Annotated in this window: 27 protein-coding genes; all 27 read right to left on the bottom strand. The window is 50.4% G+C overall.

Annotated elements, in window-relative coordinates:
- Positions 1–199: 199 nt before the first annotated feature.
- On the bottom strand, positions 200–1,330 hold the full coding sequence (locus G358_RS0107820) for a sn-glycerol-1-phosphate dehydrogenase (protein ID WP_019636651.1): 1,131 nt from the start codon (positions 1,328–1,330) through the stop codon (positions 200–202).
- A 36-nt stretch (positions 1,331–1,366) separates the two neighbouring features.
- Positions 1,367–3,037 carry a ribulokinase gene (locus tag G358_RS0107815; protein ID WP_019636650.1) on the bottom strand — a complete coding sequence of 557 codons (1,671 nt, stop codon included), beginning with the start codon at positions 3,035–3,037 and terminating at the stop codon, positions 1,367–1,369.
- A gap of 48 nt (positions 3,038–3,085) precedes the next feature.
- Entirely contained in the window at positions 3,086–3,775 is a 690-nt protein-coding gene (gene araD / locus G358_RS0107810; protein WP_019636649.1) for an L-ribulose-5-phosphate 4-epimerase, read from the bottom strand.
- A 224-nt stretch (positions 3,776–3,999) separates the two neighbouring features.
- Positions 4,000–5,115: a GntR family transcriptional regulator gene (locus tag G358_RS0107805; RefSeq protein ID WP_019636648.1), complete on the bottom strand. Its 1,116-nt coding sequence runs from the start codon at positions 5,113–5,115 to the stop codon at positions 4,000–4,002.
- A 258-nt stretch (positions 5,116–5,373) separates the two neighbouring features.
- Entirely contained in the window at positions 5,374–6,861 is a 1,488-nt protein-coding gene (gene araA, locus G358_RS0107800; RefSeq protein WP_019636647.1) for an L-arabinose isomerase, read from the bottom strand.
- Positions 6,862–7,052: 191 nt separating this feature from the next.
- Positions 7,053–7,337 (bottom strand): hypothetical protein, encoded by a 285-nt coding sequence (locus G358_RS0107795; RefSeq protein ID WP_019636646.1) that lies wholly within the window; start codon positions 7,335–7,337, stop codon positions 7,053–7,055.
- Entirely contained in the window at positions 7,327–7,551 is a 225-nt protein-coding gene (locus G358_RS0107790) for a hypothetical protein (RefSeq protein WP_420836051.1), read from the bottom strand. Before G358_RS0107790 ends, G358_RS0107795 begins: the two co-directional genes overlap by 11 nt.
- A gap of 405 nt (positions 7,552–7,956) precedes the next feature.
- Positions 7,957–8,667, bottom strand: a complete 711-nt coding sequence (locus G358_RS0107785) for an N-acetylmuramoyl-L-alanine amidase (RefSeq protein ID WP_019636644.1) — start codon at positions 8,665–8,667, stop codon at positions 7,957–7,959.
- Entirely contained in the window at positions 8,664–8,933 is a 270-nt protein-coding gene (locus G358_RS0107780; RefSeq protein WP_019636643.1) for a phage holin family protein, read from the bottom strand. Before G358_RS0107780 ends, G358_RS0107785 begins: the two co-directional genes overlap by 4 nt.
- A 120-nt stretch (positions 8,934–9,053) precedes the next feature.
- A complete protein-coding gene (locus G358_RS0107775) occupies positions 9,054–9,332 on the bottom strand; it encodes a hypothetical protein (protein WP_019636642.1) in 279 nt (92 codons plus the stop codon).
- 730 nt (positions 9,333–10,062) lie between these two features.
- Positions 10,063–11,097, bottom strand: a complete 1,035-nt coding sequence (locus G358_RS31605) for a tail fiber protein (RefSeq protein WP_019636641.1) — start codon at positions 11,095–11,097, stop codon at positions 10,063–10,065.
- A gap of 17 nt (positions 11,098–11,114) precedes the next feature.
- Positions 11,115–11,504 (bottom strand): phage tail-collar fiber domain-containing protein, encoded by a 390-nt coding sequence (locus G358_RS0107765; protein ID WP_019636640.1) that lies wholly within the window; start codon positions 11,502–11,504, stop codon positions 11,115–11,117.
- 17 nt (positions 11,505–11,521) lie between these two features.
- Entirely contained in the window at positions 11,522–12,304 is a 783-nt protein-coding gene (locus G358_RS0107760) for a YmfQ family protein (protein ID WP_019636639.1), read from the bottom strand.
- The gene (locus G358_RS0107755; protein WP_019636638.1) at positions 12,297–13,415 is read right to left on the bottom strand and encodes a baseplate J/gp47 family protein; all 1,119 of its coding nucleotides are present in this window, start codon (positions 13,413–13,415) and stop codon (positions 12,297–12,299) included. The genes G358_RS0107760 and G358_RS0107755 overlap by 8 nt, the downstream gene beginning before the upstream one ends.
- The gene (locus G358_RS0107750; protein WP_019636637.1) at positions 13,415–13,900 is read right to left on the bottom strand and encodes a DUF2634 domain-containing protein; all 486 of its coding nucleotides are present in this window, start codon (positions 13,898–13,900) and stop codon (positions 13,415–13,417) included. Before G358_RS0107750 ends, G358_RS0107755 begins: the two co-directional genes overlap by 1 nt.
- Positions 13,893–14,306 (bottom strand): hypothetical protein, encoded by a 414-nt coding sequence (locus tag G358_RS0107745; protein ID WP_019636636.1) that lies wholly within the window; start codon positions 14,304–14,306, stop codon positions 13,893–13,895. Before G358_RS0107745 ends, G358_RS0107750 begins: the two co-directional genes overlap by 8 nt.
- On the bottom strand, positions 14,299–15,315 hold the full coding sequence (locus G358_RS0107740) for an XkdQ/YqbQ family protein (RefSeq protein WP_019636635.1): 1,017 nt from the start codon (positions 15,313–15,315) through the stop codon (positions 14,299–14,301). The genes G358_RS0107745 and G358_RS0107740 overlap by 8 nt, the downstream gene beginning before the upstream one ends.
- Positions 15,312–15,947, bottom strand: a complete 636-nt coding sequence (locus G358_RS0107735) for a LysM peptidoglycan-binding domain-containing protein (protein WP_019636634.1) — start codon at positions 15,945–15,947, stop codon at positions 15,312–15,314. The genes G358_RS0107740 and G358_RS0107735 overlap by 4 nt, the downstream gene beginning before the upstream one ends.
- Complete coding sequence (locus tag G358_RS0107730) at positions 15,937–17,577, bottom strand: hypothetical protein (protein WP_019636633.1); 1,641 nt, start codon at positions 17,575–17,577, stop codon at positions 15,937–15,939. Before G358_RS0107730 ends, G358_RS0107735 begins: the two co-directional genes overlap by 11 nt.
- 49 nt (positions 17,578–17,626) lie before the next feature.
- Positions 17,627–17,794 carry a hypothetical protein gene (locus tag G358_RS32975; protein ID WP_157274289.1) on the bottom strand — a complete coding sequence of 56 codons (168 nt, stop codon included), beginning with the start codon at positions 17,792–17,794 and terminating at the stop codon, positions 17,627–17,629.
- Between the two features lie 14 nt (positions 17,795–17,808).
- Positions 17,809–18,270: a phage tail assembly chaperone gene (locus G358_RS0107720; protein WP_019636632.1), complete on the bottom strand. Its 462-nt coding sequence runs from the start codon at positions 18,268–18,270 to the stop codon at positions 17,809–17,811.
- A gap of 31 nt (positions 18,271–18,301) precedes the next feature.
- Entirely contained in the window at positions 18,302–18,718 is a 417-nt protein-coding gene (locus tag G358_RS0107715; RefSeq protein WP_019636631.1) for a phage tail tube protein, read from the bottom strand.
- Positions 18,719–18,739: 21 nt separating this feature from the next.
- The gene (locus tag G358_RS0107710) at positions 18,740–20,203 is read right to left on the bottom strand and encodes a phage tail sheath family protein (protein WP_019636630.1); all 1,464 of its coding nucleotides are present in this window, start codon (positions 20,201–20,203) and stop codon (positions 18,740–18,742) included.
- A 2-nt stretch (positions 20,204–20,205) separates the two neighbouring features.
- Positions 20,206–20,658: a YqzN/YkzM domain-containing protein gene (locus G358_RS0107705; protein WP_019636629.1), complete on the bottom strand. Its 453-nt coding sequence runs from the start codon at positions 20,656–20,658 to the stop codon at positions 20,206–20,208.
- An 18-nt stretch (positions 20,659–20,676) separates the two neighbouring features.
- Positions 20,677–21,510, bottom strand: coding sequence for a hypothetical protein (locus G358_RS0107700; protein ID WP_019636628.1), 834 nt, complete (start codon positions 21,508–21,510; stop codon positions 20,677–20,679).
- A 503-nt stretch (positions 21,511–22,013) separates the two neighbouring features.
- A complete protein-coding gene (locus G358_RS0107695; protein ID WP_019636627.1) occupies positions 22,014–22,886 on the bottom strand; it encodes an AraC family transcriptional regulator in 873 nt (290 codons plus the stop codon).
- Positions 22,887–22,956: 70 nt separating this feature from the next.
- Complete coding sequence (locus G358_RS0107690; protein WP_019636626.1) at positions 22,957–24,006, bottom strand: glycoside hydrolase family 53 protein; 1,050 nt, start codon at positions 24,004–24,006, stop codon at positions 22,957–22,959.
- Positions 24,007–24,010: the final 4 nt, after the last annotated feature.

Raw genomic sequence — 24,010 nt, 5'->3', positions numbered from 1 at the left:
AAAGGAGCCATGATTAACAATTCTCGTTTAGAATGAGGTTGACAAGACAACATTCGACAGAGAATTTCATCATGACTCCGTATCAGATCACATCATAGGCAAGTTTAAACAGAGTGATTCGCTAAATATCAAAAAAGTGAGCAGACTCCTATACTTGAGAACCTTATTTATTATCGTCTGGTTCGGTTATGTTGGGATATTATGCCTCATTCAGCGCCCGCAGCAAGGTATGCCGATTGTACCTTACGAGATGCGCTTCACGCAGGCTCTCTGCAAATAAATCTTCATCAATGCCAAGTTCCTCGCGCGTGGAGGGACCGCCTGTTAAAACGAGCAGTTCTTGAATTTGGGCAGCGGTGGGAACATCAGCTATCCATTCCCGAATCTGGTCGCCGTACTTGCGCAGCGCTTCAGGCTGCTGTCCCGGGAAAAGACCTTCCTCCACCGCTGCATGGTATAATCGGGAAATTTCTGCGCAGGCCACGCCCACTTTGGCTCCGTGCAGTAAAGCCCGGTTGCCACGGCGCAAATATTCCATTTCCCAATAATGGGACAAGTGATGCTCTGCCCCAGAAGCCGGATGGGATTGCCCGAACAACAGCATCGCAATGCCCGATTCAATCAAGGCAGTCATCAGGATGCGAACGCCTTCCTCCGTACGCTCTCCAATCTCGGCCGCATGCTGCACGCAGGAATTGAGCGCTTGCTCGGTGATCAGCGCCGCCTGCTCGCTGTAGGGCTCCCCGCCTGTAAGATGGGATATTTTCCAATCGAACAGGGAGGTATATTTGCCAAGCATATCGCCAAAGCCCGCTGCCACTAAAGGCTGCGGCGCCTGCATCAGGACGCGCAGATCGGCAAAAATAGCCATCGGCGGCACAGCGACGACCGTCTTCTTAACGCCGCGAATAATCAACGGTGCTCCTGCCGATGTAAATCCGTCAACAGAGGGAGCCGTAGGTACCGAAATAAACGGTACCCCCGTCTTGTAGCTCACAAAGCGGACGATATCATGAATCGTTCCCGAACCGACTGCGATAAGCCCATCCGTTATGCCCGTCTCTACTTCAAGCAGCAGTTGAACGACCGCTTGTTCATCCGCTACGACATCACCTGTCTCATTCGGGTCAAGCAGACAAAGCTTCGTCTGCAAACCCTGCTCTTGCAAGCTCTCCATCACTTCCTGTCCTGCCGCCGTATAAGTATTCTGATCGGCGATGACAACGGGGCGCTGCAAGCCCTGTGCCCGTAAAAAAGGAGCCACCTCATTGATGGCGTTCAACTCTAAAACGATTTTCTCCAAATGGTCTATTTCCCGGGAATTATTCAAGCTTCAGTCTACCTCCTGTCCAGTCAGTCAAGGACATTATTCCGTAGCTTTCTTAATGCTCTTAAGCCGTTTCATGACGTCATTCTCACCGCGGCCGAAATAATCGTGCAGCTTGCTGTACTCTTGGTACAAGCGCTCATACACTTCCACGTTGGCCGGAATCGGCTTAAACGTCTCTTCCTTCACACGGGCCATACGCTCGGCAGCATCGATGATCGTGTTATAACCGCCGGCTGCTTCTCCGGCAGCTACTGCCGCGAACATCGCCGCACCTAGAGCCGGTGTCTGCTTGGAATCGGCTACGAAGATTTCGCGGTTCGTGACGTCAGCGTATATCTGCATCAGCAGGCGATTTTTTTGCGGCAGGCCGCCACAAGCGTAGAGCGCGTCCACCGCTACACCATTGTTGTGGAAAGCATCAACGATTTTACGCGTTCCAAATGCTGTTGCTTCCAGCAAGGCACGGTATATTTCCTGCGGTTTCGTGAGCAGTGTCATGCCTAGAATAAGTCCGGTCAAATCCGTATCAACAAGAACGGAGCGGTTTCCGTTCCACCAATCCAACGCAAGCAATCCGGTCTGGCCTGGTTTATAAGCTGCGGCTTCTTTTTCCAGCCATTGGTGGACGCCAAGCCCTTCAGCTGCCGCCGCTTCTTTAACATAGCCGGGAACCGCCTCTTCCACATACCATTCAAAAATATCACCCACAGCAGACTGGCCAGCCTCATAACCGTACAATCCCGGAATGATACCGTCCTCAACGACGCCGCACATTCCTTCAACCTGCTTCTCTTCTGTGCCCAGCAGCATGTGGCAGATCGAGGTCCCCATCGCCATCACAAGTTTGCCTGGCGTAACAACGCCGACAGCAGGCACAGCCGCATGAGCGTCCACGTTTCCTACAGCGACCGCAATGCCGGGCTTCAGTCCGATCATTTGCGCCATTTGCTCGGTCAGGCCGCCTGCATTCGTGCCTAGCGGAATGACTTCGCCGCGCAGCTTTGTCTCGGTGAGATTTTCAAGTCTTGGATCAAGCGCCTTGAAATATTCCTTGCTCGGATAACCATCCTGCTTATGCCAAATCGCTTTGTAGCCGGCTGTACAGCTGTTGCGTACGATTTTGCCCGTCATTTGCGAAATGACCCAATCCGTCGCCTCCAGGAACATATCCGTCCGGTCGTAAATTTCCGGAGCTTCATCGAGGATTTGCCAAATTTTTGCAATCATCCATTCGGAGGAGATTTTGCCGCCATAGCGCGGAAGGAAGGCTTCGCCCCGCTTGGCCGCGATCTCGTTGATTTTATCCGCTTCCGGTTGAGCGGCATGGTGCTTCCACAGCTTCACCCAACTGTGCGGCTGATCGATATGCTTGGCATCGAAGCATAGCGGTTGTCCCGCTTCATCGATCGGCAGCATCGTACAGGCGGTAAAATCGATTCCAATCCCGATCACATCAGCCGGATCGATACCGGATTCCTTTATTACTGCCGGAACTGAGTTCTTCAGCACTTCTAAATAATCGTTAGGATGTTGAAGCGCCCAGTCATGCTCCAGTTTAATGCCGGAGCCGGGGAGATGCTCGTCAATGACATGATGAGGATAGGGGGTCACATGATCCGCGATCTCATGCCCGTTCGATAAATCCACCAACACCGCGCGGCCTGATTGCGTCCCATAGTCCACCCCGATGGTATACTTCTTAGCCATATGAAAACCCTCCTGTTCTTAAATACAGTGAACTGTACAGTGAATCAATTAGTTTTGACCGTAATAAGCCTTGGCTCCATGCTTACGCAGAAAATGACGATCCAGCAGCATTTGATTCATAGGAGCCGTATTAGGGTTTAATTGCAGCATGCGCGCCGCGATTTTCGCCACCTCTTCCAGGACAACCGCATTATGAACCGCATTATGAGCATCTTTGCCCCATACAAACGGTGCGTGAGCGTGTACCAGCACGCCAGGAACCTGATTTGGGTCAATATTGGCGAAACGCTCCACAATCACGTTCCCCGTTTCCAGCTCATATGCTCCTTCGATTTCCTCCCGGGTCATCGGTCTCGTTACAGGAATCTCTCCGTAAAAATAGTCCGCATGCGTCGTACCATAGGCCGGCAGCGCCATTCCAGCCTGTGCCCAGCTCGTTCCCCAAGGGGAATGGGTATGCACAACACCGCCGATTTCGGGAAAAGACCGGTACAATACCATATGGGTAGGCGTATCCGAAGAAGGACGGAGCTTGCCTTCCACGACGTTACCCTCCAAATCGACAACGACCATATCCTCTGCTTTCAATTCCTCATAAGGCACACCGCTCGGCTTAATGACAAACAATCCGCTGTCCCGGTCGATTCCGCTGACGTTTCCCCACGTAAATGTAACCAATCCATGTTTGGGCAGCTCCAGATTGGCTTCCCAAACCTGCTGTTTGAGGGCTTCCAACATTCGCGTTCTCTCCTTTCTCCTGAATCTGAATCTTAAATGTCCATTGTACGTACAAGTCTTATCCAAGAGTCCGGAGACGGACTCTTGTCTTGGACTCTAGCTTCAGACGCTTATTTGCAACTTTAACCTCGAACCTCAGCCTTGGTTGCTTATTTCTTGTCAACCTTAGGTTAGCTCTTAACCTTGTCTCCGGCTTGCTTAACCTCAGACTCTAGCCCTGAACACTAAATGTGCAGCTTCTCATTGATAGACTCTCTTTTCTCAACGGAGTCCCGCTCTATTAATTCTGGCTTAAAAATCGTATCCCCGAACACTTGCCCCTGCTCGATCATTCCGATCAGTTGTCTGGCAGCCAGCTCGCCCAGCTCGGTCTTCGGGTGAGTGAGCGTGGTTAGCTTCGTTCCCGAAGCCAGCGCGAGAGTCGAGTCGTCAAAACCGATCACCGACACGTCCTCCGGAATTCGGAGGCCGCATTGCTGGATAGCTTCCATCAGAACGACCGCCAATTGATCGTTGTAGCATACGAAGGCGGTCGGCCGTGCAGCCGCATCCTGCTGGAGCAGCCGGACAGCCTGATGATAAGGCACTTCTCCCTTCTCCTCCGTTGTGTAGGTTACCACCTGCCAAGGGGATACGGTTATGCCATGCTCTCGGTGCGCAGTCAGAAAGCCCTTCAGGCGGTTTACTCCTTGCAGGTCATCCCGCTTGAAAAAGCCGACGATCGAGCTATGTCCCTTCTCCAGCAGATGACGGGCCGCCTTGTATCCGCCAAGCTCGTCATCCAGCTTCAGGCAAGGGCATTCGAGTTCGCGATATTTCTCATTGATCATCAGGTAAGGAATGCCCTTCTCCTGTAGAGAGAGAAAATAGCTTAAATTCGGATTGCCTTCCGCGCTCTTCGTCGGTTCGATAATAAGTCCACTCAGCGGCTGGCTCGTCATCAACTGCAGGCTTTCCATCTCTTTCTCTTTATTGTTATCCGTGCTCGATAGCAGAAGACGGTATCCTTTGCTGCGCAGCTCAGCCTCCGCGCCCCGGACGATATGCGGAAAAATATAATCCGATATATATGTCGTGATGATCCCGATCGTTTTGACCTGCTCGCCTTCCCGGCGCAGCGGGTTTCTGGCGAAGGTGCCTTTGCCTTGAATCCGCTCGAGCCACCCTTCCTTCTCCAATTCGCCGAACGTCTGGCGCACCGTTTGCCGGCTTATGCCGAACTGTTCGGATATTTCATTCTCCGATGGAACCTGTTGTCCGGGCTGCAGCTTGCCCGATTCAAACCATGACAACAGTTCGTTTTTGAGCTGCAAATATTTTGGAATCCGCCGATTATTCATGCTTCACCTCAGCCAATGCTCTTGTTTATATCCGCTATTGTATCACAGGCCGGGGAATGTGCGGAAACGGTGTCCGGCAACGGCTTTCGACTCCTATTAACGCTGCCATCAGCCTCCGGTTGTCTGCAGCAGTGGTTCCGGTTACTTGCACGCGCTTCATGACCTGAAGCTATGTTCCATTCTATGTTCCATTATCTGGGACAGCACTTCGGTTACCAGCAGCAGTGTTCCTTGGACACACCTAAAGCAGCATTTACATTAACGCAAGCGGTATGCCATATCGCTCCAGCGAAGCTCGTTCTTGAACTGCCGCAAGGAAGTGTCCTTGTCGATAATGACAGACTCAATGCCGGCCATCTCGGCCCAATCGGACAAATTCTCAGCGGTAATTTTGTAAGACAGTACCGTATGGTGAGCTCCGCCAGCCAGGATCCAGGCCTCAGCCGATTCTCTAAGCGATGGCTGCGGCTTCCAAAGCACGCGGGCAACCGGAAGCTTCGGCATCGGCTGTTCTACTTTAACCCCATCCACAACGTTCACAAGGAGACGGAAACGGTGGCCTAGATCTACCAATGAAGCAGCAACCGCTGGGCCGTCCTGACCGTCGAAGACGATACGAGCCGGATCTTCCTTGCCGCCGATCCCGAGCGGATGAACTTCAATCGTTGGCTTCGTAGCCGCAATGGTCGGACATACTTCAAGCATGTGCGCGCCGAGAATCATATGGTTGCCTGGCTCGAAATGGTATGTGTAGTCTTCCATGAACGAGGTGTTCTTATTGTCGGCAAGCACTTTAAGTACACGAGTCAATGCTGCCGTCTTCCAGTCGCCCTCTCCTCCGAAGCCGTATCCGGCTTCCATCAGGCGCTGTACAGCCAGACCTGGAAGCTGCTTGAGACCATGCAGATCTTCGAACGTCGTAGTGAATGCCCCAAAGCCGCCCGCTTCAAGGAACCGCTTCATCGCTATTTCCAAACGTGCCTGATAAGCAATGGAATCACGAATCGGCCCAGCGTTTAGGCCTTCTTTGGTGATCGTGTATTTCTCGGCATACTCGTCCAGAAGAACCTTCACTTCAGCATCGCTGACTTCATTTACAAGCTGTACGAGATCGCCAATGCCATAACCGTTCACCGACCAGCCGAGCTTAATCTGGGCTTCCACTTTGTCGCCTTCAGTTACCGCAACTTCGCGCATATTATCACCGAAGCGGGCCACTTTCAGGCTGCGGCTCTCAGCAAATGAAACGGCCGTCCGCATCCACCCCGCGATATCTTCGCGAACTTCTGCGTCTTCCCAGTAGCCGACTACAACTTTACGAGCAACCCCGAGGCGGGCTCCGATATGACCATACTCCCGGTCACCATGCGCAGACTGATTCAGGTTCATAAAATCCATGTCGATCGTTTCCCATGGAATATCACGGTTAAACTGGGTATGGAAATGCAGCAGCGGCTTCTGCAATTGGGACAGGCCGCGAATCCACATTTTTGCTGGTGAGAACGTATGCATCCAGGTGATGATCCCTGCACAGGATGGGTCGCTGTTCGCCGCGATAATCAGGTTGTAGATTTCATCGGGCGTAGTGACGATCGGTTTAAATACAACCGCATGCGAAAATACAGGATCTTTGTCCAGCTGTTCGGCAATGATGCGGGAATGATCGGCTACTTCTTCCAACGTCTCCGGACCATACAAATGCTGACTTCCTGTTACGAACCAAAATGAATACGGTTTCAAATTCATTGTATTAACGCCTCCCAGAATGATTAGTATCTTAAATAGATTGGTAACTAACTTGTACACACAATATCATTATTTGTAAGATTAATGAACAATTGTACGTACAAGTGTCTACTTAGATTCTAAAGCTGCTTCTGTAAAAAGGCAAGTGTTTTTTCCCACACTAGTATTCTTCGCATTGCTATGTAATGAATTCAATAATCCGTCCAATATTCAATGTCGCTGCGCAATCCTCGCCGCTCTCTGACCATCGGCTTCTGAACAGGCGTCGAGACATGAAGCAGCCTGATGCTGTGCAAAGTTGATTTGTCCGGCCACTGGATGTATTGATTCTGCTCTAAAATGCGCAGCGTTGCCACGATATCCCGCTGCGGTCTTCCCGTTGTCCGTTCCAACTCCTTCATCGTAGGCACCCGGCGCCGCTGTGTCCAAAAATTATAAATAATCCGCAGCAGCTTGCGTTCCAAATCAGGAAGCATAGTATTTCCCCCCTCTAACAGATCGTTTCACTGGCCGCAGCGCAAGAATGTGATCATGCCGAAACGCTCTCGGCGCCCCCGTTTGTAGGCACGTTGCGCGGATGAGCCGCTCCTGGACGGCATGAATATGGATGAGCCGTTGTGTAATATTGCCGCTGCGGTCCATGTAAATGATCTCGACCACTTGGTTAATGTATTTTTTCACCAGAATCATCTCCGATAAGAACATTTGTTTGTATTATATACGAACCTACGTTCTTATACAAGTGGAATTTAGCGCCTGGTAAAAGATAGAAATCCGGTCACAAAGGCGATTGCTGTGAGAAGTTTTGTAGAAGTGTTATAGAAGAGTTGTAACGACGACAAGTATTTCTGAGGGGGATGGCCAATGTGGATGGTCCATGGGGATGCTTGGTGAATGGTATAGTGGAAGGAGGGGCGTTCTAAGGATTATTGTGTTCTGTGGATGCCGTGTTCTGCGGATTGCAGCACCCTATGGACTACTGTGCTCGGTGCATTAACGAATGCGGATATGTGACCCATGTTCTTTTTAGTACTATCGGTCCTAAAAAAAGATCAAAAAGCCTTGCAGAAGTAAATTCCCAGGCAGCCTGGGAATTTACTTCTGCATCCGGCTAAGGATGGTTCCAAGCGTTCCGATATCTATCTGATCCGTTGCCTGCCAATCCGTACTGATTCCGGCATTGGCAATAAGCCATTCGCGGCCGTCTTCTTTCCAGGACTGCGCTTTCTGCTGATCCATTTGCTGTGTTCCCTCTTTTGTCTTCAGGCCTAAAAATTTGGCAATACCGACCGCATGACCCTGTACAATCGCTTCTATTACGGCCTGCTGCTTTAGTTTATTGACGTCATTTAAGACATCGATAAACAAGTTTTCAGTTAGAACCGCAGGCATTTTGCTCTCCCTGAGCATGTGCAGGTTTTTAGTCTTCTGTCCACGATCGTTCACGCCATAAGGTTTGAGCGCGGTCATAATTGCTGAATGCAGGCTGTTTTGCAGTGATTGAGAAGCAGGTGATGACGCCGTATACCGATAGGATTCGAAGCCTCCCGCACCCCCTCCGGCATTGCAATGAATGGACAAGAGGATGTCTGCTTTAGCTGCATTTGCTTTGGTGGTACGTTCTGCTAACGTCAAATATACATCTGAACTGCGGGAGAGCAGTACTTGTACCCCGGTGTATTGCGATTCCAGACGCTGCTTTATTGCCAGAGAAATTTGAAGTACGACATCCTTCTCTTTCACCGCATTTGCGGCCGCCCCCGGGTCTTTGCCTCCGTGGCCTGCGTCGATCCAAACGATGCTCATTCTCTATCCGCCCCTTTCATCGCCTGCTTCACAAACTGATTACCGTATACTGCAAAAGCCCCGGTAAGAATGCCTTGAATAAACGATTCCGGCCCCCAGCCGAGCAGCCAAACCGTCAATAACACCGCAACTACAGTAACAATATAGATAATGCTCCAGTCAGGAACCTTTGGCGTTTTCTTAAGTACGAAGCCAATGACCCAGCAGGCCGCAACGACTCCGAATAATACCGGATGAATCAACTCAAAAATATCATTCCAGTTCATAATGTTCATTCCTTCCATTTTAAAAGTTTCAGTTATCAGTTATAAGTTTTTTAAAGTGTTGAAGCTGCTAAAGTGCTAAAGTTAAAACTGTTATATCTTTTCAATGATTGTTAATATAATTTATTCTTCCAGGCGGTCAATCCGCTTGTGTGCTTGCTTAGTAGATTCCTCCACTCGTGTCACACGTTCAGAAATTCCATCCATACGCTGGCTTTGCAGTCGCATGTCTACCCTGATGTCGTCGACGCCACGTTTAATATATTCCACGTCCGTCTGCAGGGTTGCCCCTGCCTCCACATCTTTCGCGGCATCTTGACGGATTGCACGTGCGCGTCCCAGCCAGCCGAGCAAAATTCCACTAACGGCTGTAGCAATGGAGATAATAATCGTATATTCCATCCCGCTCCCTCCGTTTCTGTTTATCCCGTCTTCGCGACCTTCAACTGCTTGCCCAACATCTCCAATTTACCAGTTCCATCATTGCACAATAGCCCCCCTTTCTAGGACATTGGTGCACTTTCGTGGCCAATCTTTAAAAACGATAAAAGCCGCTGATTAACTCAGCGGCAGCGAGTTCTTGGAAGTTGGCGATGAAGCCCCCTCAAATCATATCCACAATATAAATTTAACATGTCAACAGTACAGCACACGGACAGCCCCTGGTCATAAATCGGACAGCCGACGGACACTCCCCAACTTACAGGTATAGATTCGTTACATATGTGAGAAGATGCCCAGGTCCTTCGCATAGTTCATCCGCAATCCGGCGGGGTCATACAATATCCGGGAAAGGAGACTACCAATAATTCAAACGGATAAATGCTACACAGGAAACCAGCCGCGATTGACGCATTCCCCCGAAATTCAGCTGTCTCATCCAATCAGCACTGCTCATATACGATGTCCAGCATCACAATTGATGCTGGACAGATATCAATAATTCCCCCGTATGCCTGAAGATCATTTAGACTAGAAAAGCCATTAAGATGGGGCTTACTATAATGTGATGAAATCTCACAAAGATACGATCACTATTTTTCTTTTTCCAACGATTTCATATTAAAAAATTATACGCATTTATTCCATTCTTTGATTGATCATTGATCATTAGTAAGGAGAGACATCCTTTCTAGTCATGAGGAATTAGCAATATATTACTAATTCCTAATTCAATTCTACTATTGTATTCTGCCGAAATTATCATTTTTAGATGGAAGACACCAACAAGATCGGAAACATCTAAAATTGCCGAACTGATATACCTACCATCGCCGGGGTTGACGTAGTAACTTACTTCCTTGTTGAAAATTTCCGTATTAAGTAAATCAGGCGTACAAACCCCTACTCTCACGTACGGATAACCATTAGATTCCCTGGTAACTCTTCTCAGCAAAGGATCAATTAATACATATTTAATGTGTGAAAGGTCTTGTTGGAGAGTACTACCAATAGTTAAGTATGATCTGTTTTCACCAACGTTAATACAACTCGCGGTCATATATACCTCCGAGCCGCTTTGTACAAAAGAAACGTAACCATCGCCACCACGACTTACTTCTATAAAATTACAAAGATTAATAACTCCCCTTCGGAACAGGAAATATCTATCTAATCCCTTGTTTACCGTACCCATTTTACTTATCAACGTATCCCAACTATCTGCTATGGACGCCGATACTCCAAGAGCAATGAGGGCGTCCACAACATTCTTCTTACGCTCATTGCCAGCTTGAAAAGCCTCATTAGCCCGATCCATGGCCGCTTTGACTGCGCTTGGCGTGGCCGCCTGATCCGCGGCCGTGCTAACCGTCGATGTACTAAGCTGCACTATGCCGCGCGCCTGTGTAGTTGCTGATGGCAAATCCGATGCGGCATGAGTGTGTGACTTTTTCGCTGCGTTATCGTCGGTATACTTTTTTGCGTTTGCTTCAGCAGCATCCCATTTCGTACGTTCGGCAGCGGTAATATGGGTGACAGCATTGTTGATGTGATTTTGGAATTCTTGTTCCGAAACCACTCCATGATCTGCAGGATTGGCCAAAATATCAACAACCTGTTTCGCTAAGAAAAGATCATTTCCATAAAGAGTCTCAATCGGTGCATTAATCACTTCGGCATGTCCCTGATCTGTCGGGACTAATTTTCTCGGTTGCTGTATAGACATTTAGATCAACCTTCCTTCTAGTAAATATCATCCACTTCAAAAATAAATTCCATGTCGCCATCTTTAAACTTATCGCCCATTGTCCTTAGAGCAGTGAACTTCCCTTCGGTATCTACCAGGGCCAGTTCATTGATGTTTTGACCAGTTAGCTCGTTTTCCCCAAGAGGGCAGTGGTAGCGAATAGTAGCTGGGGCAATAAATTCATAGCTTGCAATATCCTTTCGGAGCAACTCATTCCGAAGGGTTTCTTCGGTGCCATCCACTGGCAAGGGATTTCCAGAAGAATCAACACCACCATTTCCGAATGCCATTTTGACCACCTTGGTCAGAGTACCACCTTCAGCTCGTGCCTGTGCCATCTGGGCGCGTGCATAAGCCGTTGTAACCGTTAGAACTTGATCTGCCATAATAGCTTTGAGCCTCCTTATATTAAATTGATCGATTCCATTGAACTCAGCTGACGTGAGCCGTCCAAAGCAACTGCACCATCCAGTTGCCAGTAGTTGGAACGTATTTTAAGAACAGCTTCCTGAATCGGCTTGTTGCGATGTCTGACTGCAATCTGTGTCCGATTTTTAAATCGTTCTCTATTGCCTGTCCATCCTGATAAAGAATGGTTCCCATCCAGAAATTCAATACCATCCAAGTACCAGGGACGCCCGCCGAAAAAGTTAACTCGTGTACGAAACTTCAATACGGGTGCTATTCGAATCGTATGATGGAATTCGAGCCTGGCTCTCCAATCCATATAAAATACCAAATGAGCGGGTTTAATCTCCTCAATAACAGATTTGAAATCACCTAGTCGACTTGGTATTCTCTCGCCAAAGCTGATCCGAAATTTATACTCCCCAGGAGTAAATACAACCTCCCCATCAGCTATAAAAGAATCCATTACATTCCTAACCAGCTGTCCTGAAAACTTCCCGGTTCCACGGAGCTTCGACTCTACGACAGCGCGACGCTCTTCAATGGGTTTAGTTAAATCCGTTGAAATGCCCAGCTCTGCTTCCCATCGTTCCAGCCCCCATGTCGCTGTCCGGACAAAGAACTGATCCAATATTTCGTCCAAGGCCCGAGATAAGTGATCCAGCTCCTCTCCCTTGGAGTTCATATCAGCTTGCATAACTCTGGATGAGTCATAATAACCGGGGAGGAAGGAGAACATCTCCCGTCCCTTTGGACTTGTAATGGAAAAGTTATTCATATACATCCACCGCCCCGAGCACTGCCACCTGACCGAAGTTAATCTGGATATTCGTATCGCTCGCTCCGTTGATCATCAAATTTGCGTAATCAATAATAGGCGGAATATCGAGCAGGACCGACGCGATACGCGTTACCCGCACGAGCGGATCAGCAAAAGCCAACTGCTTCAAATATGCCTGTACTCCCTTTACGATCAACGCCTTCACTTCAGGCAAGGTAGCGCCGTCCGCCAAGGTCAGCTTAACGCTGATGTTGAGCGGCACTTCCTCAGCCGCCATCACCGTCACGACCGGCCCGGCCGGGGCCATGCCTTCTCCCTGTCCATCCTGCGTCGGGTCGATATGCTGCTGAACGGCCGCAACAATATCCTCGTTCGCCGCGCGTTTGTCCGTATCAAGCAAATAAATGCCTACCGTTCCCGCTCCGTTCCATAACGGGCGAACCTGCACGCCCCCCACACCCGGCACCTCACCAGCCCAATTCATATAATGCGATTTGTTTCCACTCGTCCCTTGGTTCCGAACCTGACTCAAAAAACGCTCCAGCAGCGATTGATCCGATTCCGTGTCTGTCCCACCCCGTGTTTCCTCCGGATTGGTCACCGCGGTGATCCCGCTAACCGGGATGGACATCACCGTAATGACGCCTGCGGGTACTGTCCCGCTTCTGCCTGAATTTACAGCGCGAATACCGACAGTTGCCTTCCCTAAATCATCCAGCATCGCTTCCGAAGCCGTCACATACTCGATGGAAGACTCCCCTGTGATTTCATCCGCCGGGGTAGCTACCAGCGTGCCCGCAGGCACCATCGTGCCAGGCGTCCCGGTAAATTGAACCTGTCCGGCCGCAGCCGTCGCTGCACGCCTTACAACGCCATGCTCCGCCGCCCGCATGTCCAGATATGGCCCATAGGACGAGCTGGCAAAGCCCCATTCCAGCACCTGCCTGGCCCATACGGCCGCTTCAGACAGCATAAATGCTACGGGAGCCTGGGCATCCCAAATAAAAGAGCCCTCCGATTTATCGATATCGTCAGGCACCCGGCTCAGCATTCGCTGCATAATCTGTTCTTCCGTCTGTTCTTGCAAATATACTGGCAATCCTGCCATTACACGGTCACACTCCCTTCTAAGACCACAGTCTCGTCTCTTACATTCATCACTTGGCAGGAAAACAAGCAAGCATCCCCCGACCAGCGAAAAGAAAACTGATCCACCCGCGCCGTACGCGGGTCTGCCATCAGTACCTCTGTCGTCATGCGCTGAATTTCGGATTCCAGCGTAGTCCGGTTTCCTTTCCTGCCAATCAGACTGTCATATTCCTGGCCATAATTACGAGAGTAAATTAAATGATGATACCTTGGGGTTCGCACGGCCTTCTCACACCACATGATCCAGGCTGCAGTCTCGTCGGCGGGTACTATTTTTCGCGTTGGGGTCATCAAGAACTCTCCTGCGGAAAAATCAAACAGCCAGCTCCGCCCAAACATTCCTCCAGTTGCCGTACTCTGCCCCTGCAGCACGTTCAACTCATTCAATCCATCTACGCCCGCACCAGCGCCCCATTCCTGCTCCTCTGGAAATAAATTAGCCACCTTGACTCACCACCCTGCACATGACGACCACCTCATGGCCGCCATTCAAATTAACGGCAATGACGCGATCCCCCGGCTGAAGGCCATCGGCCAGATTGACGCGAACGTCCTGGATCTCGGTAGCCTCAAATTCAAAACGCGTTCGCGGGCCCGGTACTCCAAGCGGGTACCCTTCTTGATCGACAGGCGACATCATCGTTCCTACCATATGAAAAGCCGGAATCCCCAGAGTGACCGGAAAATCAGCAACCAAATAACTTTTGATTTCATGCTTGAAATGATCCAGCTTCAGCCCCGACGCCGTTATTGTTCCAAGCTCTGTGGACATGCCGGACAGCATATCTTTGGCATACCCCGTCATCTGATCCCGGAATGCCGCTGCCAACGATTTATAAGGATCAGCCATAGTTGAGATAATACCTCCTTTTCACGTAGTCGTATGACCCCAGCTCCAGCGACATGCGTCCCGGATCGCCCAGCTCATGCGATACAGACATGACGATCAGCTCCAGGCCGTTTAGCTCCACCTTATCTCCAGCCCGCAGCGTGTTAATGTCGAGTCCGTTTACGGTAAAGGTCTCCTGGAGGCCAGTCAGCATGCCTTTGGCCAATTTTTTGGCATCCGCCGGCGTCTTTACATCCTCGTCCTGCACAATTCGCTGCAAAGTGCCGAACTTACTGACTTCCCCCGTCTCTACCGCCAAAAATTGCGAGGGGGGATCGGCTTTGTTCTTATCGCTGCTGGCTCCAGTACTCGCCGGCTTACTGCTATCCGTGCTGCCAATCACTTTGACCTTAGTGACCGTTCCTTCCAAGGTCCGGTGCTGATCGATGCCCTCCAGTGCTTCAAGCTTCCATACGGTTTTGTTGCTGCCAATTTTGAACAGCTCGAGGCCCGCAGGCGTCATCCGAGGCATGTACGCATCCCCGCCAAGCTTTACCGTCTCTCTTAAGTCCGTCACGATCATGTTATAGATCGGTTGAGAACGGTAAGTCGCCTTGCTCAGCGCCTTTCCCGTGTCCGGAATGGAGGCCAGCTTGATTTGCCAATCCTGCGCATATTTCTTCAGCCGCTGACTGGCTGTTCCTCCCGAAGAAAATAAGTACTCATCCTCCGATTTCGCAAGGTAAATCGTCCGGTCGTACACCACAAGGCTAAGGCTCTTGCTGCCACGATTGCTGCTGGTGCATTCCCACACCACGCCGGGATTCAGCAGATAGACCATTTCCTTGCCCCCATAGGGCACTCCGCTTACGCGAATCGTCTGTCCCGGGGCAATCGCCAGTCCAGATTCAGGTATCCGTAGATTGATGCGAGCCTCATACGAAATTTGATCTAACGAATCGGTTAAGGAGACACTCTCGATCAGTTCCCGCAAATAATACTTATCTTCCAAAACCACCTCATAACTCATGACGGCATCACCAGCTTTTGCCCCGGTTTGATCAAATTGGGGTTAGGACCGATCGTTTTCTTGTTCAGATCATAAATGGCCGACCATTTGGAGCTGTCGCCGAGCTCCAGCTTGGCGATTTTGGATAGGCTGTCGCCGGACTTGACGGCGTAGGCTTTCGGCGTTTTTTTCAAATCAGGACGACTCGTGCCACCGCCGCTATTCCCGCCGCCTGCAGCGCTTCCCGCCTTCGTGTGAACCTTTGGCTGCCTCCACGCCCGGGCCGTCAGATCGAAGTAAATATCGTCGGGTTCCCCGCCCTTAAACGTAGTGTCATGTACCGTGATAAAGACAAGCAGGTTCACCATATTCCCTATCATCAATCGGACGGGACTTTTGCTGTTCATCATCTCAGTCAGCAAGTGCATCGCTTCCTTTGGAGCGGGCTGTATTTCGTTATCTCCCCATCGTGCAGGAAAAAAAGAAGAGAAGGTGATCTCCCTCACCCTCTCTGCTGTTGCGATATCAAATTCCCCGTAAGATAGTATATTCATCGTCTCGAAGCCTTTGCCCCGAGTGATCCTCACCTCTTCCGGGTTGACGGGGAACACGAAATCGGTGCCTGCAGCTTCATCCCGCAAACTAATTTCCACCCTGTACCACCCCATATCTCTTCATGTTTTTCATCATTCTGTTCAAATTTTGGGCAACACTCCATCCTACCTGATCAGTGAGGCTATCGATATCGATGTCTTCTTGCCTTTCATGAATTTGAATCAGACCTGGCGGCATGTTAAAGGTAATTGCTGGAAATGGCACAGGAGCAGGTCCTGGAGCATAATTCGGCAGAGGCATTGGCGCCGGTACTGCAGCGGGCTCCTGCTTCTCTTTAAAATATTCCGCCACACTATTAATTTCCTCTTCGGTTAGCGGAGCAATCGACTGGGTAGATTGTGAGCCGTAAATAAGCTCCCGCTTCCAGTTCTCCTTATCCTTTGTTGAGTAAGTATCACTATGTCCCTGTAAAAAGACGTCAGCTTTCGATGTTCCAAGTGGGTAGCCGGAATCTGTTTCTGGCTGCTTCTTCTTTCCATAGAAAAGATCAAATAACGCTCCCCCTACCCATTCACCAGCATATTCACCCAGCACACCTCCAGCAAGCCCAGCTGGAATTGATAAAATTCCGCCTCCTAACGCTGCTCCTATTGTACCACCTGCAAGGCCACCTAAAAATCCACCTATTTTCTCTACTCTTTCCCTGCCAGGTTTGGCATTAATTATTTCAACAATGCTAAATAAACTCGACACAATCGGGACTTTTTTTAATAACTTTCCTCCCCATTTACCAACAAATTTAGTTGTCTTCTTCACCCAGGGTTTGCTAAGAAAGTCCGTAGCCTTGCTTGTAGTTTTATCCAAAAAATTTCTAGCCTTGGGAGCCCATTCATCCAACTTACCTTTACTGCTCTCCCAAGCTTTGGGGATCCATTCCTTTTTTAATTTGCTGTTGTCCCAATAGCTTTTTAGTTTAGTTGCCCCTATCTCGATCAATTTGTCTCTGATATCCTTTACCAAACTATCAAGAATATCACTTCCAAATTTCTTCAAGTAAGCCATGCTAGATGATAGGATCTCATCCCATGGCAAGTTAGCCAACTTACCTGCTATTCGCTGAGGATTAATAACCTCCAGAAACGCTTCAAAAAACGCCTCTCCAGATATCTTGCCCGCTGCCCCGCATAGCGGTTCGCTCTCCTGCGGGCTAGATCCCGAGGGTTCTCCGCATTTACACTCTCCTACCGCCACAGCCGGACATTCGACAACTTCCAGCGCATCAAAAATACACTCTAAAGCTTCCTTAAGAGTCACCGAAATCCGCTGCATTAAGCTTTGCCCTTCTGCACAGATCTGCTCGGCAACAGAGCTGCCAAGCGCAGCGCCAAAGCCACCAACGTCCACCTCAACCCGCCACCGGGTACGGCTCAGCTCCTGCAGCGCGCCCCTGATCTCGGCGATCTTCGGCGTCGCCAGATCGATCAGTTCCGCTACCGGACGGGCCGCTGCCTGATTAAGCCGCTTCATCGTTGCACTGAGCCGGATGGCTGTTTCCGTGAAACGGTCCTCCAGCGTAATGCTCGGCCGTATCCTCGTGCTGCCAAGAGCGAGAGCGCGCCGCTGGGTTTGTACCAGCATCCGGTCTAGCCCCCGCAGTTTCTTCTCCGTTGCGTCGATATCCCGGGAATCGATAATGATGTCCATGGAACGCAGTTCATGATTCGCCACGTTTTACCTCCTTTCTGCCGTCATCGTCTCTGCCATAATCCATCCGGCTTTAACCGGGCTTCCGCCCGGAGCCGTACGGCGAGGCTGAAGATGTCATCATCTCCAGCTCCTTCTCCGTAAAAGCCCTCAGCAGCATGCGCTCTCCCTTCGGGAGAGACCAGAACTCTCCGGGGCGCAGACTATGCCTGCTCCACAAATGGAACAGCAGCGTCGTCATGCCGCCGGAGTTTACTAGTTTTTTAGATCGGCAATATCCACCCCGAAGCCGGAAATCTCCAGCACCTTGTCACCTACGGCGTCAAGCTCTCCCGCAAGCAAAAGACGACGGACAGCTTCATCGCCGCCAGACAGCTTTAGCCGGCTCGTAATGCGCTCGTCGCCCCAGCCGGTCAGCTTCACGCCTTGCTCCTGGCCGTCGTCCAGCTTACGCACAACCTCCAGTGCAGAGGTCGCTTCCTTAATCAGCGTGGCATTAAAGAGCTCACTGTCGATTTTTTCCGAAACCTGGCCTTTAGAGGTTTTGCGGATCGTACACCGCTCGCGAATCGAGTCGACTTTGCTGGAGGTTAAGCCACACAGCGTAACGCGCAGACTCAGCCGGGAAATAAAAACGGTCTCTTCCGGCAAATTCGCTGCCGTCTCGAAGAGACCGTCCAAAATATCCTGTTCATTCCACTCTTTCACTTCACTCATTCCGGTTTTCCCCTTTCAATTCAACCATTATTTAAGGTGCGATGATCGGATCAAGCAGCTCATAGCCTTCGAAGGTGAACGGCGTTTCCTCAGCAACCTCTTCTCCTGCCGTCCAGTTCGCCAGCTGAATTCTGTCGACCATGCAGTTTTTCAGCTCAATGCGTTCAAAGCCGTACGCCTCTGGGTCATCCAGCTTCTGAATAATATTGAACTTCTGGAAGCCCCTCTGAATCATATCGGAGGTCACCTTGTAGCCGCTCATCGTGCCGGTGCCTTTTTTACGACCCAGCTTGAAAACCGTGTATTCCGTGCCCACCAGATTGAGTTCTCTTTTATCCGCCTCTACATTGGCCTCTAAGTGATTCAGGTTCGACTGCCATACGCCATCGATAAAAATCTGCCCGAACGTCCCCATAATGACGCGGCTTGGATCGAGATATTGTGCCATCTTCTATATTCCCCCTCAAAATTATTGCACGTAGAACGTGCCGAAAATTTGTTCCATCACATCAGTGTCGTCCGCCTGCCAGGTCAGGAACACCTGATCATCCTCAGGCTGCATGACCGCGCCATCCCCATAAAATCTCGGATCCAGCGTTACATCGTAGCCCGTGGCTTCGATGACACCTTCCGCAGCTAAAGTCTGCAAATACTGCTGGCCTGCGCTGATCAGCGCCTGACGGCCTTCCTCCGTGTTGTTGACCTTGCCGATGTAATGATCCTCCGCCTGCCGCTGCAGATCAGCGTTAATCTGGTCGATGACGCGGATTTTGCGGATTTTCTTCCAGCCCTTGTTCTGGCCCTGCTGCAAAGTAATCAGACTGTTCACCCCGCGCAGCACCTTAACCCGGCGGCCGTCATGCACCAACAGGAATACGCCGTTTTGCACCGCCTGCTCCTGCTCCGAGCGCGTCCAGCGGCGAGTCACGTCCTCAAATGGCGACGCGGCATACGTCGTGGACTCTTTCAAGGCCTGTCCAGCAATCAACCCGGCGACCCAAGAAGCGACCTGTGCGGAGGAATACGATTTTCCGTTCAATACGGCCCCCGAACCTACGTTAACAACTCCCTCAAAGTCCGCTGCCACGCTGCGGGCAATGGCTTTATTCACAGCATCTGCACCCGTATCCTCTGCCAGCGATCCGCCGAGCACTGCCAAAATGCCTTTTCCCTCACTGCGAACCCGTTTGACCCAGGCGACGAGGCTGGTCCGCAGTGCAACGTCGGTCACCCCATCGAGCGTCAGGACATGGAAATCCTGCGTCTCAAAAGCGTCCATAGCCGCGATATAATCCGCGTTCGTAATTCCGGAAATTCCGCTTGCTCCGCCCTCCAGAGCAACGCCGGACACGTCGGCAAGCACGCCGCCAGACAGCTTCTCCGCCACAATCCACTTGTTCCCCGCATCTTCATTGATCGCGGTAACAGCAGCATCCACATTGCCATTTCCGAGCGTAATCGTGCGGAGCAGCGCGTTGCCTTCATACAGCTTGAGCTCCTTCACATCCGGTACTGCCAAGCTTGGCTGAATCGTCACCTTGAATGCATTGCCACGCACACCTGCGTATTTGGCATTCAACTTCAAAGCATCCACCGGGCTCGCTTCGCTATTCTTCAGCACGAGCTCGGCCGAAGCAGCGGAGCTATCCGCAATCCGGTAGGCCAGCAGCTTCTTCGCGCCGCCAAGCAAGGACAAGAACAGCGTCGTGTAAGCCGTTGCCCCTTCGGATTCATCATTCGAGAACAGCTCCCTGATCGCATTCTCGCTCGTTACCTCAACAAATTGGCCGATCGGCCCCCAATGCGCCTTCACAGGAGCAACCACCACGCCGCGTGCGCCTGGCACGATCGCTGATCCCGCGGCACTTACAAAGTTCATGAACAGTCCCGGCAATACCGGCTGACTCGTCAAATTCCAATTTCCTGCTGCCATAATTACTTCACCTTCCTATTCAAAAATAGTTGTACCTGCTCTTTCGCTTCTTTTACTGTCAAACCAGCGCTGGTCGTGTCATCAGGCAAATGATGAAATGCGCCAGCCAGCACCTCCTGCTTCACACCCATCAACGCTTCCGACTGCTGCATAATTTCACCAAGCGGATACACTGGCTCGGCAGCCTCAGATGCTTTGACAGCTTTGGTTGCTTTGGTTACTTTGGTTACTTTGGTTACTTTGGTTGCTTTGGTTGCTTTGGCTGCTTTACCTGCATTTGCTGCATTAGCTGCTTCGGTTACTTTACCTGCATTAGCTGCATTACCAGCATTAGCTGCATTACCAGCATTAGCTGCATTACCAGCATTACCAGCGTTATCAGCATAAGCTTCATTGGCGGCTTGAGTCGCCTCGGTTGTTTGGACCGCTTGTGCCGTCTGCTTTTTTTGTGCCATAGTTTTACCACCTCAAATTTATATTCTGGTATATTGAATAAACTGCATCAGCGGCCCCTTATCCATGGAATCCGCGATGCGCCGGCTGAACGTCACGGACAGTTGTCCCTCCGTGGCTTTATTCGCGTTCATATTCACCCTCGGTTCAAGAACGGTTAAATACGTTTGATCTCCTGGATGCAGCGGAATTTTAACACTTCTTCCCAAAGCCTCAACTAGAGAAAGAATAGCCTGATGCTCCTGGTTGGCATCCATTCCGGCTATGAAGGCAGTGAACTGTTTTTTCAGCTCAAAAAACGTCCTGCCCCGTGGCGATACTTCCATATCGGTAATCCGCCACATCATAGCGGGAGTTTCAAAGCCCAATGGCCAACTGCCGCTATGAATTTGCCATTCCGGCCCAAGCACTTCCTGCGTCCATTCCTGAATAGCGTTTAGCCACGGATCACTGCAGATCTGCACTGCCCGGCTTAGAGCTTGCGGTACAATCAAAGCAAAACGAAGGCCTCGTTTCATGGCACCTCGGGCTTCATCCAAACGATCTGGCCCGAGGCTTTCCTCAAATAAACAGAGGAATCTCTCCCCCGTTTCCGCTGTCAGCAGCTGCTTGTCCAATGCTTTGACCGTTTGCTCACTCAGTCCATCTAACCCAACCGGATTTAATCCGGGCACGTAGAGCCATAGCTCGATGATTTGCCTCAAACCGGACCAGGCGCCGCCTGCGTCCACCTCACCCTGAAAATACAACGCACAAGGCAGTAAAGCTTCTTCTCCAATCTCGCCAGCCGAGCTGTAGATTGCATTCAACCCGGGCACCGCCGCCAGCAGCTTCGCTGTCACCGCGCTTCTCATAAGGCACTCCATTCCAGCATTCCTGATTCACCGGCTCTGACATTGCACAATGGTTTCACCTCCCTCCTAGGACATTGCTGCACATTAGTGGCCAATCCTTAAAAACGACAAAAGCCGCTGATTAACTCAGCGGCAGCAGCTTCCTGCAGGTTGTCGATAAGGCCCTCTCGATTCATTTCCACAATACAAATTTAACACGTCAAAAGTACAGCGCACGGACAGACCCTGGTCATAAACCGGACAGCAAAAGGACAGCGTATCATATCAGACAGAGCTTCCAAAATTCGACCCAGTCCCAGCTCCTGCCGTTTATTAAAAAGAAGGGATCTAAAAGCTACCTAATTCCACACCTAAACCATATCGTGAAGCATACGGTGTCACATATTTTAACTGAATGACTGATAATCTAAAAAAGATGCCCGTCTCATCCATTCCAGAACGAGACAAGCATCTGTAAAGTTTTATCGTGCATCATTTTTGCTGTACGGCAATCTGCCAGTCTGCTACATCGATTCAATGCTGGGTGCCTGCTGCTCCTCAGACGTTAAATGAAGCTCGCGGTATTTTCCGGGCGTAATCCCTTCCTTTTTACGGAACGTAGCGACAAAATGGCTGACATCGTTAAAGCCTGTCTGCTCAGCGACCTCACGCAGAGCCCGCTCCGGATGGTGAAATATGATTCGCTTCGCCTCACGGATACGAAGCTGAATCAGATACGAATAAGGGCTTAAATCAAACGCCTGCTGAAACAGCTCATGCAGCGTGTTTATGCTCATATTGGCGTAATCCGCAATCTCCTGCAGACCAATATTATCGGACATATGCTGCTCCATCCATGATACAACGGGCTGCAGCTTCTGGTAGTATTGAGAAAGCGAAGGCTGATTGTTCAGCATGCCGAATTTGCGAAGCTGCATGAGAAAATTGTATAGATCCGACGAAACCTCAATGTTAGAGTGAGACTCAGCCTGGGCAATTTGCCGAAATAAATCATTAAACAGCTTACCGAAGGAGCGGTCGTCCCCCTCCTCATAAAAGGTGGATTTATCCATATCCAGCGCTTCCATAATCGTCCCGGCCGCTGCTCCGCCAAACGTAATATAAATCGTCGACCAGCGTTCAGAGGTAGGATAATAGCTATGCGGCGTAAACGGCGTCAGCAATACGCCGGTACCCTTCGTCAACTTGATGGATTCTCCCAAAAGCACGAAACGGCCTTCTCCATCAAGCGTATGGAGCCAGTGATAGTACGGATAGCCTTCTGGACGTTGAAAGATACGCTCCCACGCACTGTAGCCAATCGATTCGAGATAGAGTGGAAGCGAGCGTTCTATGGAAGAGAATACGTATCGAATATTATCATTTCCCCAATCCAAGAGGTATCACCACCTAAGCGTTAGATACCTCTCATTATGCATGATTGCAAGCAATTTGAGCAAGCGGCGGCTATTTTTCAAGAAAAGCGTTCAAAGAGTCGAGTTTATTGCCGCTATAGTCGAACAGCGTAAGGTTTGACCAGTTATTCTCATGTCCGACAGACCAGGCCGGTTTGGATGGAATCCAGCACGGCTCCCAATAATACAGGCCAAGGCCCAGACCGTCTGGAATAGCCTTAATGCGCTGCATGAGCTCTTCTAGCCACCTCTTCTGTCCCTCAACGCTTACCGGGAAACCCGGATAGATCCAATCCTCGCGGTTGAAAATGAGCGGCTGCTCATCCGGAGGCGTCATCGTCCACGGGTAGGCCACCTCTACGATGACAATCGGCTTATGATAGCGTACCGCCAGATCATTCACATTATCTGTGAACTCCTCTAGTGTTCCGTGCCACCATGAATAATAGGATAGGCCGATAATATCGAATTCGATGTTCAATTGAGCGAGCTTGTCATAGAAGAAACGGCTTCCTTCATTATCCCCGCCACGGTCGATATGAATCATGACTGGGATCGGGGCTGTTCCTTCCGTCGCTGCGCGAACCCCGCGTATGCCTGCTGCAATGAGCTTACTCAGCTTCTCCCACTGCTCTGGCGTATTATGCTCGCCATCGACTCTTCCCTCGCCCCAGATCATGCCGTTCGTAATTTCATTGCCGACCTGCACCATATCCGGCAGCGTGCCCTGCTCTTTCAGATCGGTAATAAAGGTAGCCGTAAATTCCTCTACAGCGGCAACAAGTTCTTCAAAGCTTAAGTTTCCCCATGCCTTCGGCATATATTGCTTGGACGGATCGGCCCAATAGTCGGAGTAATGAAAATCCAGCAAAAAGTGCATTCCCTTCTCTTTGATCCGCTTCGCCATCTTCAGCGTTTTCCTAGGATTGCAATAATCAAACTCCGGATTGTTCCAAATGCGCAGGCGCGCCGAGTTCACGCCGCTATCCTTCAAAATATCGAGCACATCGCGCTTCCGCCCCTGCTCATAAAATACGCCGCCTTCACTTTCGATCTCATCCACAAACGAAATATCCGCACCTTTGATAAAGTCGATGTTCATAATT

The sequence above is a fragment of the Paenibacillus fonticola DSM 21315 genome (assembly GCF_000381905.1).
GTDB classification, from domain to species: Bacteria; Bacillota; Bacilli; order Paenibacillales; family Paenibacillaceae; genus Fontibacillus; species Fontibacillus fonticola.
This window is presented reverse-complemented; position numbering and strand designations above follow the sequence as displayed.

Bases quoted from the DNA above. Each gene is read 5' to 3' on its own strand.
- G358_RS0107720 (WP_019636632.1), bottom strand. From the start codon at position 18,270: ATGAGTGAAGTGAAAGAGTGGAATGAACAGGATATTTTGGACGGTCTC.
- G358_RS0107760 (WP_019636639.1), bottom strand. From the start codon at position 12,304: ATGAATAACTTTTCCATTACAAGTCCAAAGGGACGGGAGATGTTCTCC.
- G358_RS0107765 (WP_019636640.1), bottom strand. From the start codon at position 11,504: ATGGCAGATCAAGTTCTAACGGTTACAACGGCTTATGCACGCGCCCAG.
- G358_RS0107780 (WP_019636643.1), bottom strand. From the start codon at position 8,933: ATGAACTGGAATGATATTTTTGAGTTGATTCATCCGGTATTATTCGGA.
- G358_RS0107815 (WP_019636650.1), bottom strand. From the start codon at position 3,037: ATGGCTAAGAAGTATACCATCGGGGTGGACTATGGGACGCAATCAGGC.
- G358_RS0107740 (WP_019636635.1), bottom strand. From the start codon at position 15,315: ATGAGTTATGAGGTGGTTTTGGAAGATAAGTATTATTTGCGGGAACTG.
- araD (WP_019636649.1), bottom strand. From the start codon at position 3,775: ATGTTGGAAGCCCTCAAACAGCAGGTTTGGGAAGCCAATCTGGAGCTG.
- G358_RS31605 (WP_019636641.1), bottom strand. From the start codon at position 11,097: ATGTCTATACAGCAACCGAGAAAATTAGTCCCGACAGATCAGGGACAT.
- G358_RS0107705 (WP_019636629.1), bottom strand. From the start codon at position 20,658: ATGGCACAAAAAAAGCAGACGGCACAAGCGGTCCAAACAACCGAGGCG.
- G358_RS0107755 (WP_019636638.1), bottom strand. From the start codon at position 13,415: ATGGCAGGATTGCCAGTATATTTGCAAGAACAGACGGAAGAACAGATT.
- G358_RS0107715 (WP_019636631.1), bottom strand. From the start codon at position 18,718: ATGGCACAATATCTCGATCCAAGCCGCGTCATTATGGGGACGTTCGGG.
- G358_RS0107775 (WP_019636642.1), bottom strand. From the start codon at position 9,332: ATGGAATATACGATTATTATCTCCATTGCTACAGCCGTTAGTGGAATT.
- G358_RS0107710 (WP_019636630.1), bottom strand. From the start codon at position 20,203: ATGGCAGCAGGAAATTGGAATTTGACGAGTCAGCCGGTATTGCCGGGA.
- G358_RS0107790 (WP_420836051.1), bottom strand. From the start codon at position 7,551: ATGATTCTGGTGAAAAAATACATTAACCAAGTGGTCGAGATCATTTAC.
- G358_RS0107690 (WP_019636626.1), bottom strand. From the start codon at position 24,006: ATGAACATCGACTTTATCAAAGGTGCGGATATTTCGTTTGTGGATGAG.
- G358_RS0107785 (WP_019636644.1), bottom strand. From the start codon at position 8,667: ATGAGCATCGTTTGGATCGACGCAGGCCACGGAGGCAAAGACCCGGGG.
- araA (WP_019636647.1), bottom strand. From the start codon at position 6,861: ATGAATTTGAAACCGTATTCATTTTGGTTCGTAACAGGAAGTCAGCAT.
- G358_RS0107795 (WP_019636646.1), bottom strand. From the start codon at position 7,337: ATGCTTCCTGATTTGGAACGCAAGCTGCTGCGGATTATTTATAATTTT.
- G358_RS0107745 (WP_019636636.1), bottom strand. From the start codon at position 14,306: ATGGCTGATCCTTATAAATCGTTGGCAGCGGCATTCCGGGATCAGATG.
- G358_RS32975 (WP_157274289.1), bottom strand. From the start codon at position 17,794: ATGACGACGCTGCTGTTCCATTTGTGGAGCAGGCATAGTCTGCGCCCC.
- G358_RS0107805 (WP_019636648.1), bottom strand. From the start codon at position 5,115: ATGAATAATCGGCGGATTCCAAAATATTTGCAGCTCAAAAACGAACTG.
- G358_RS0107700 (WP_019636628.1), bottom strand. From the start codon at position 21,510: ATGAGAAGCGCGGTGACAGCGAAGCTGCTGGCGGCGGTGCCCGGGTTG.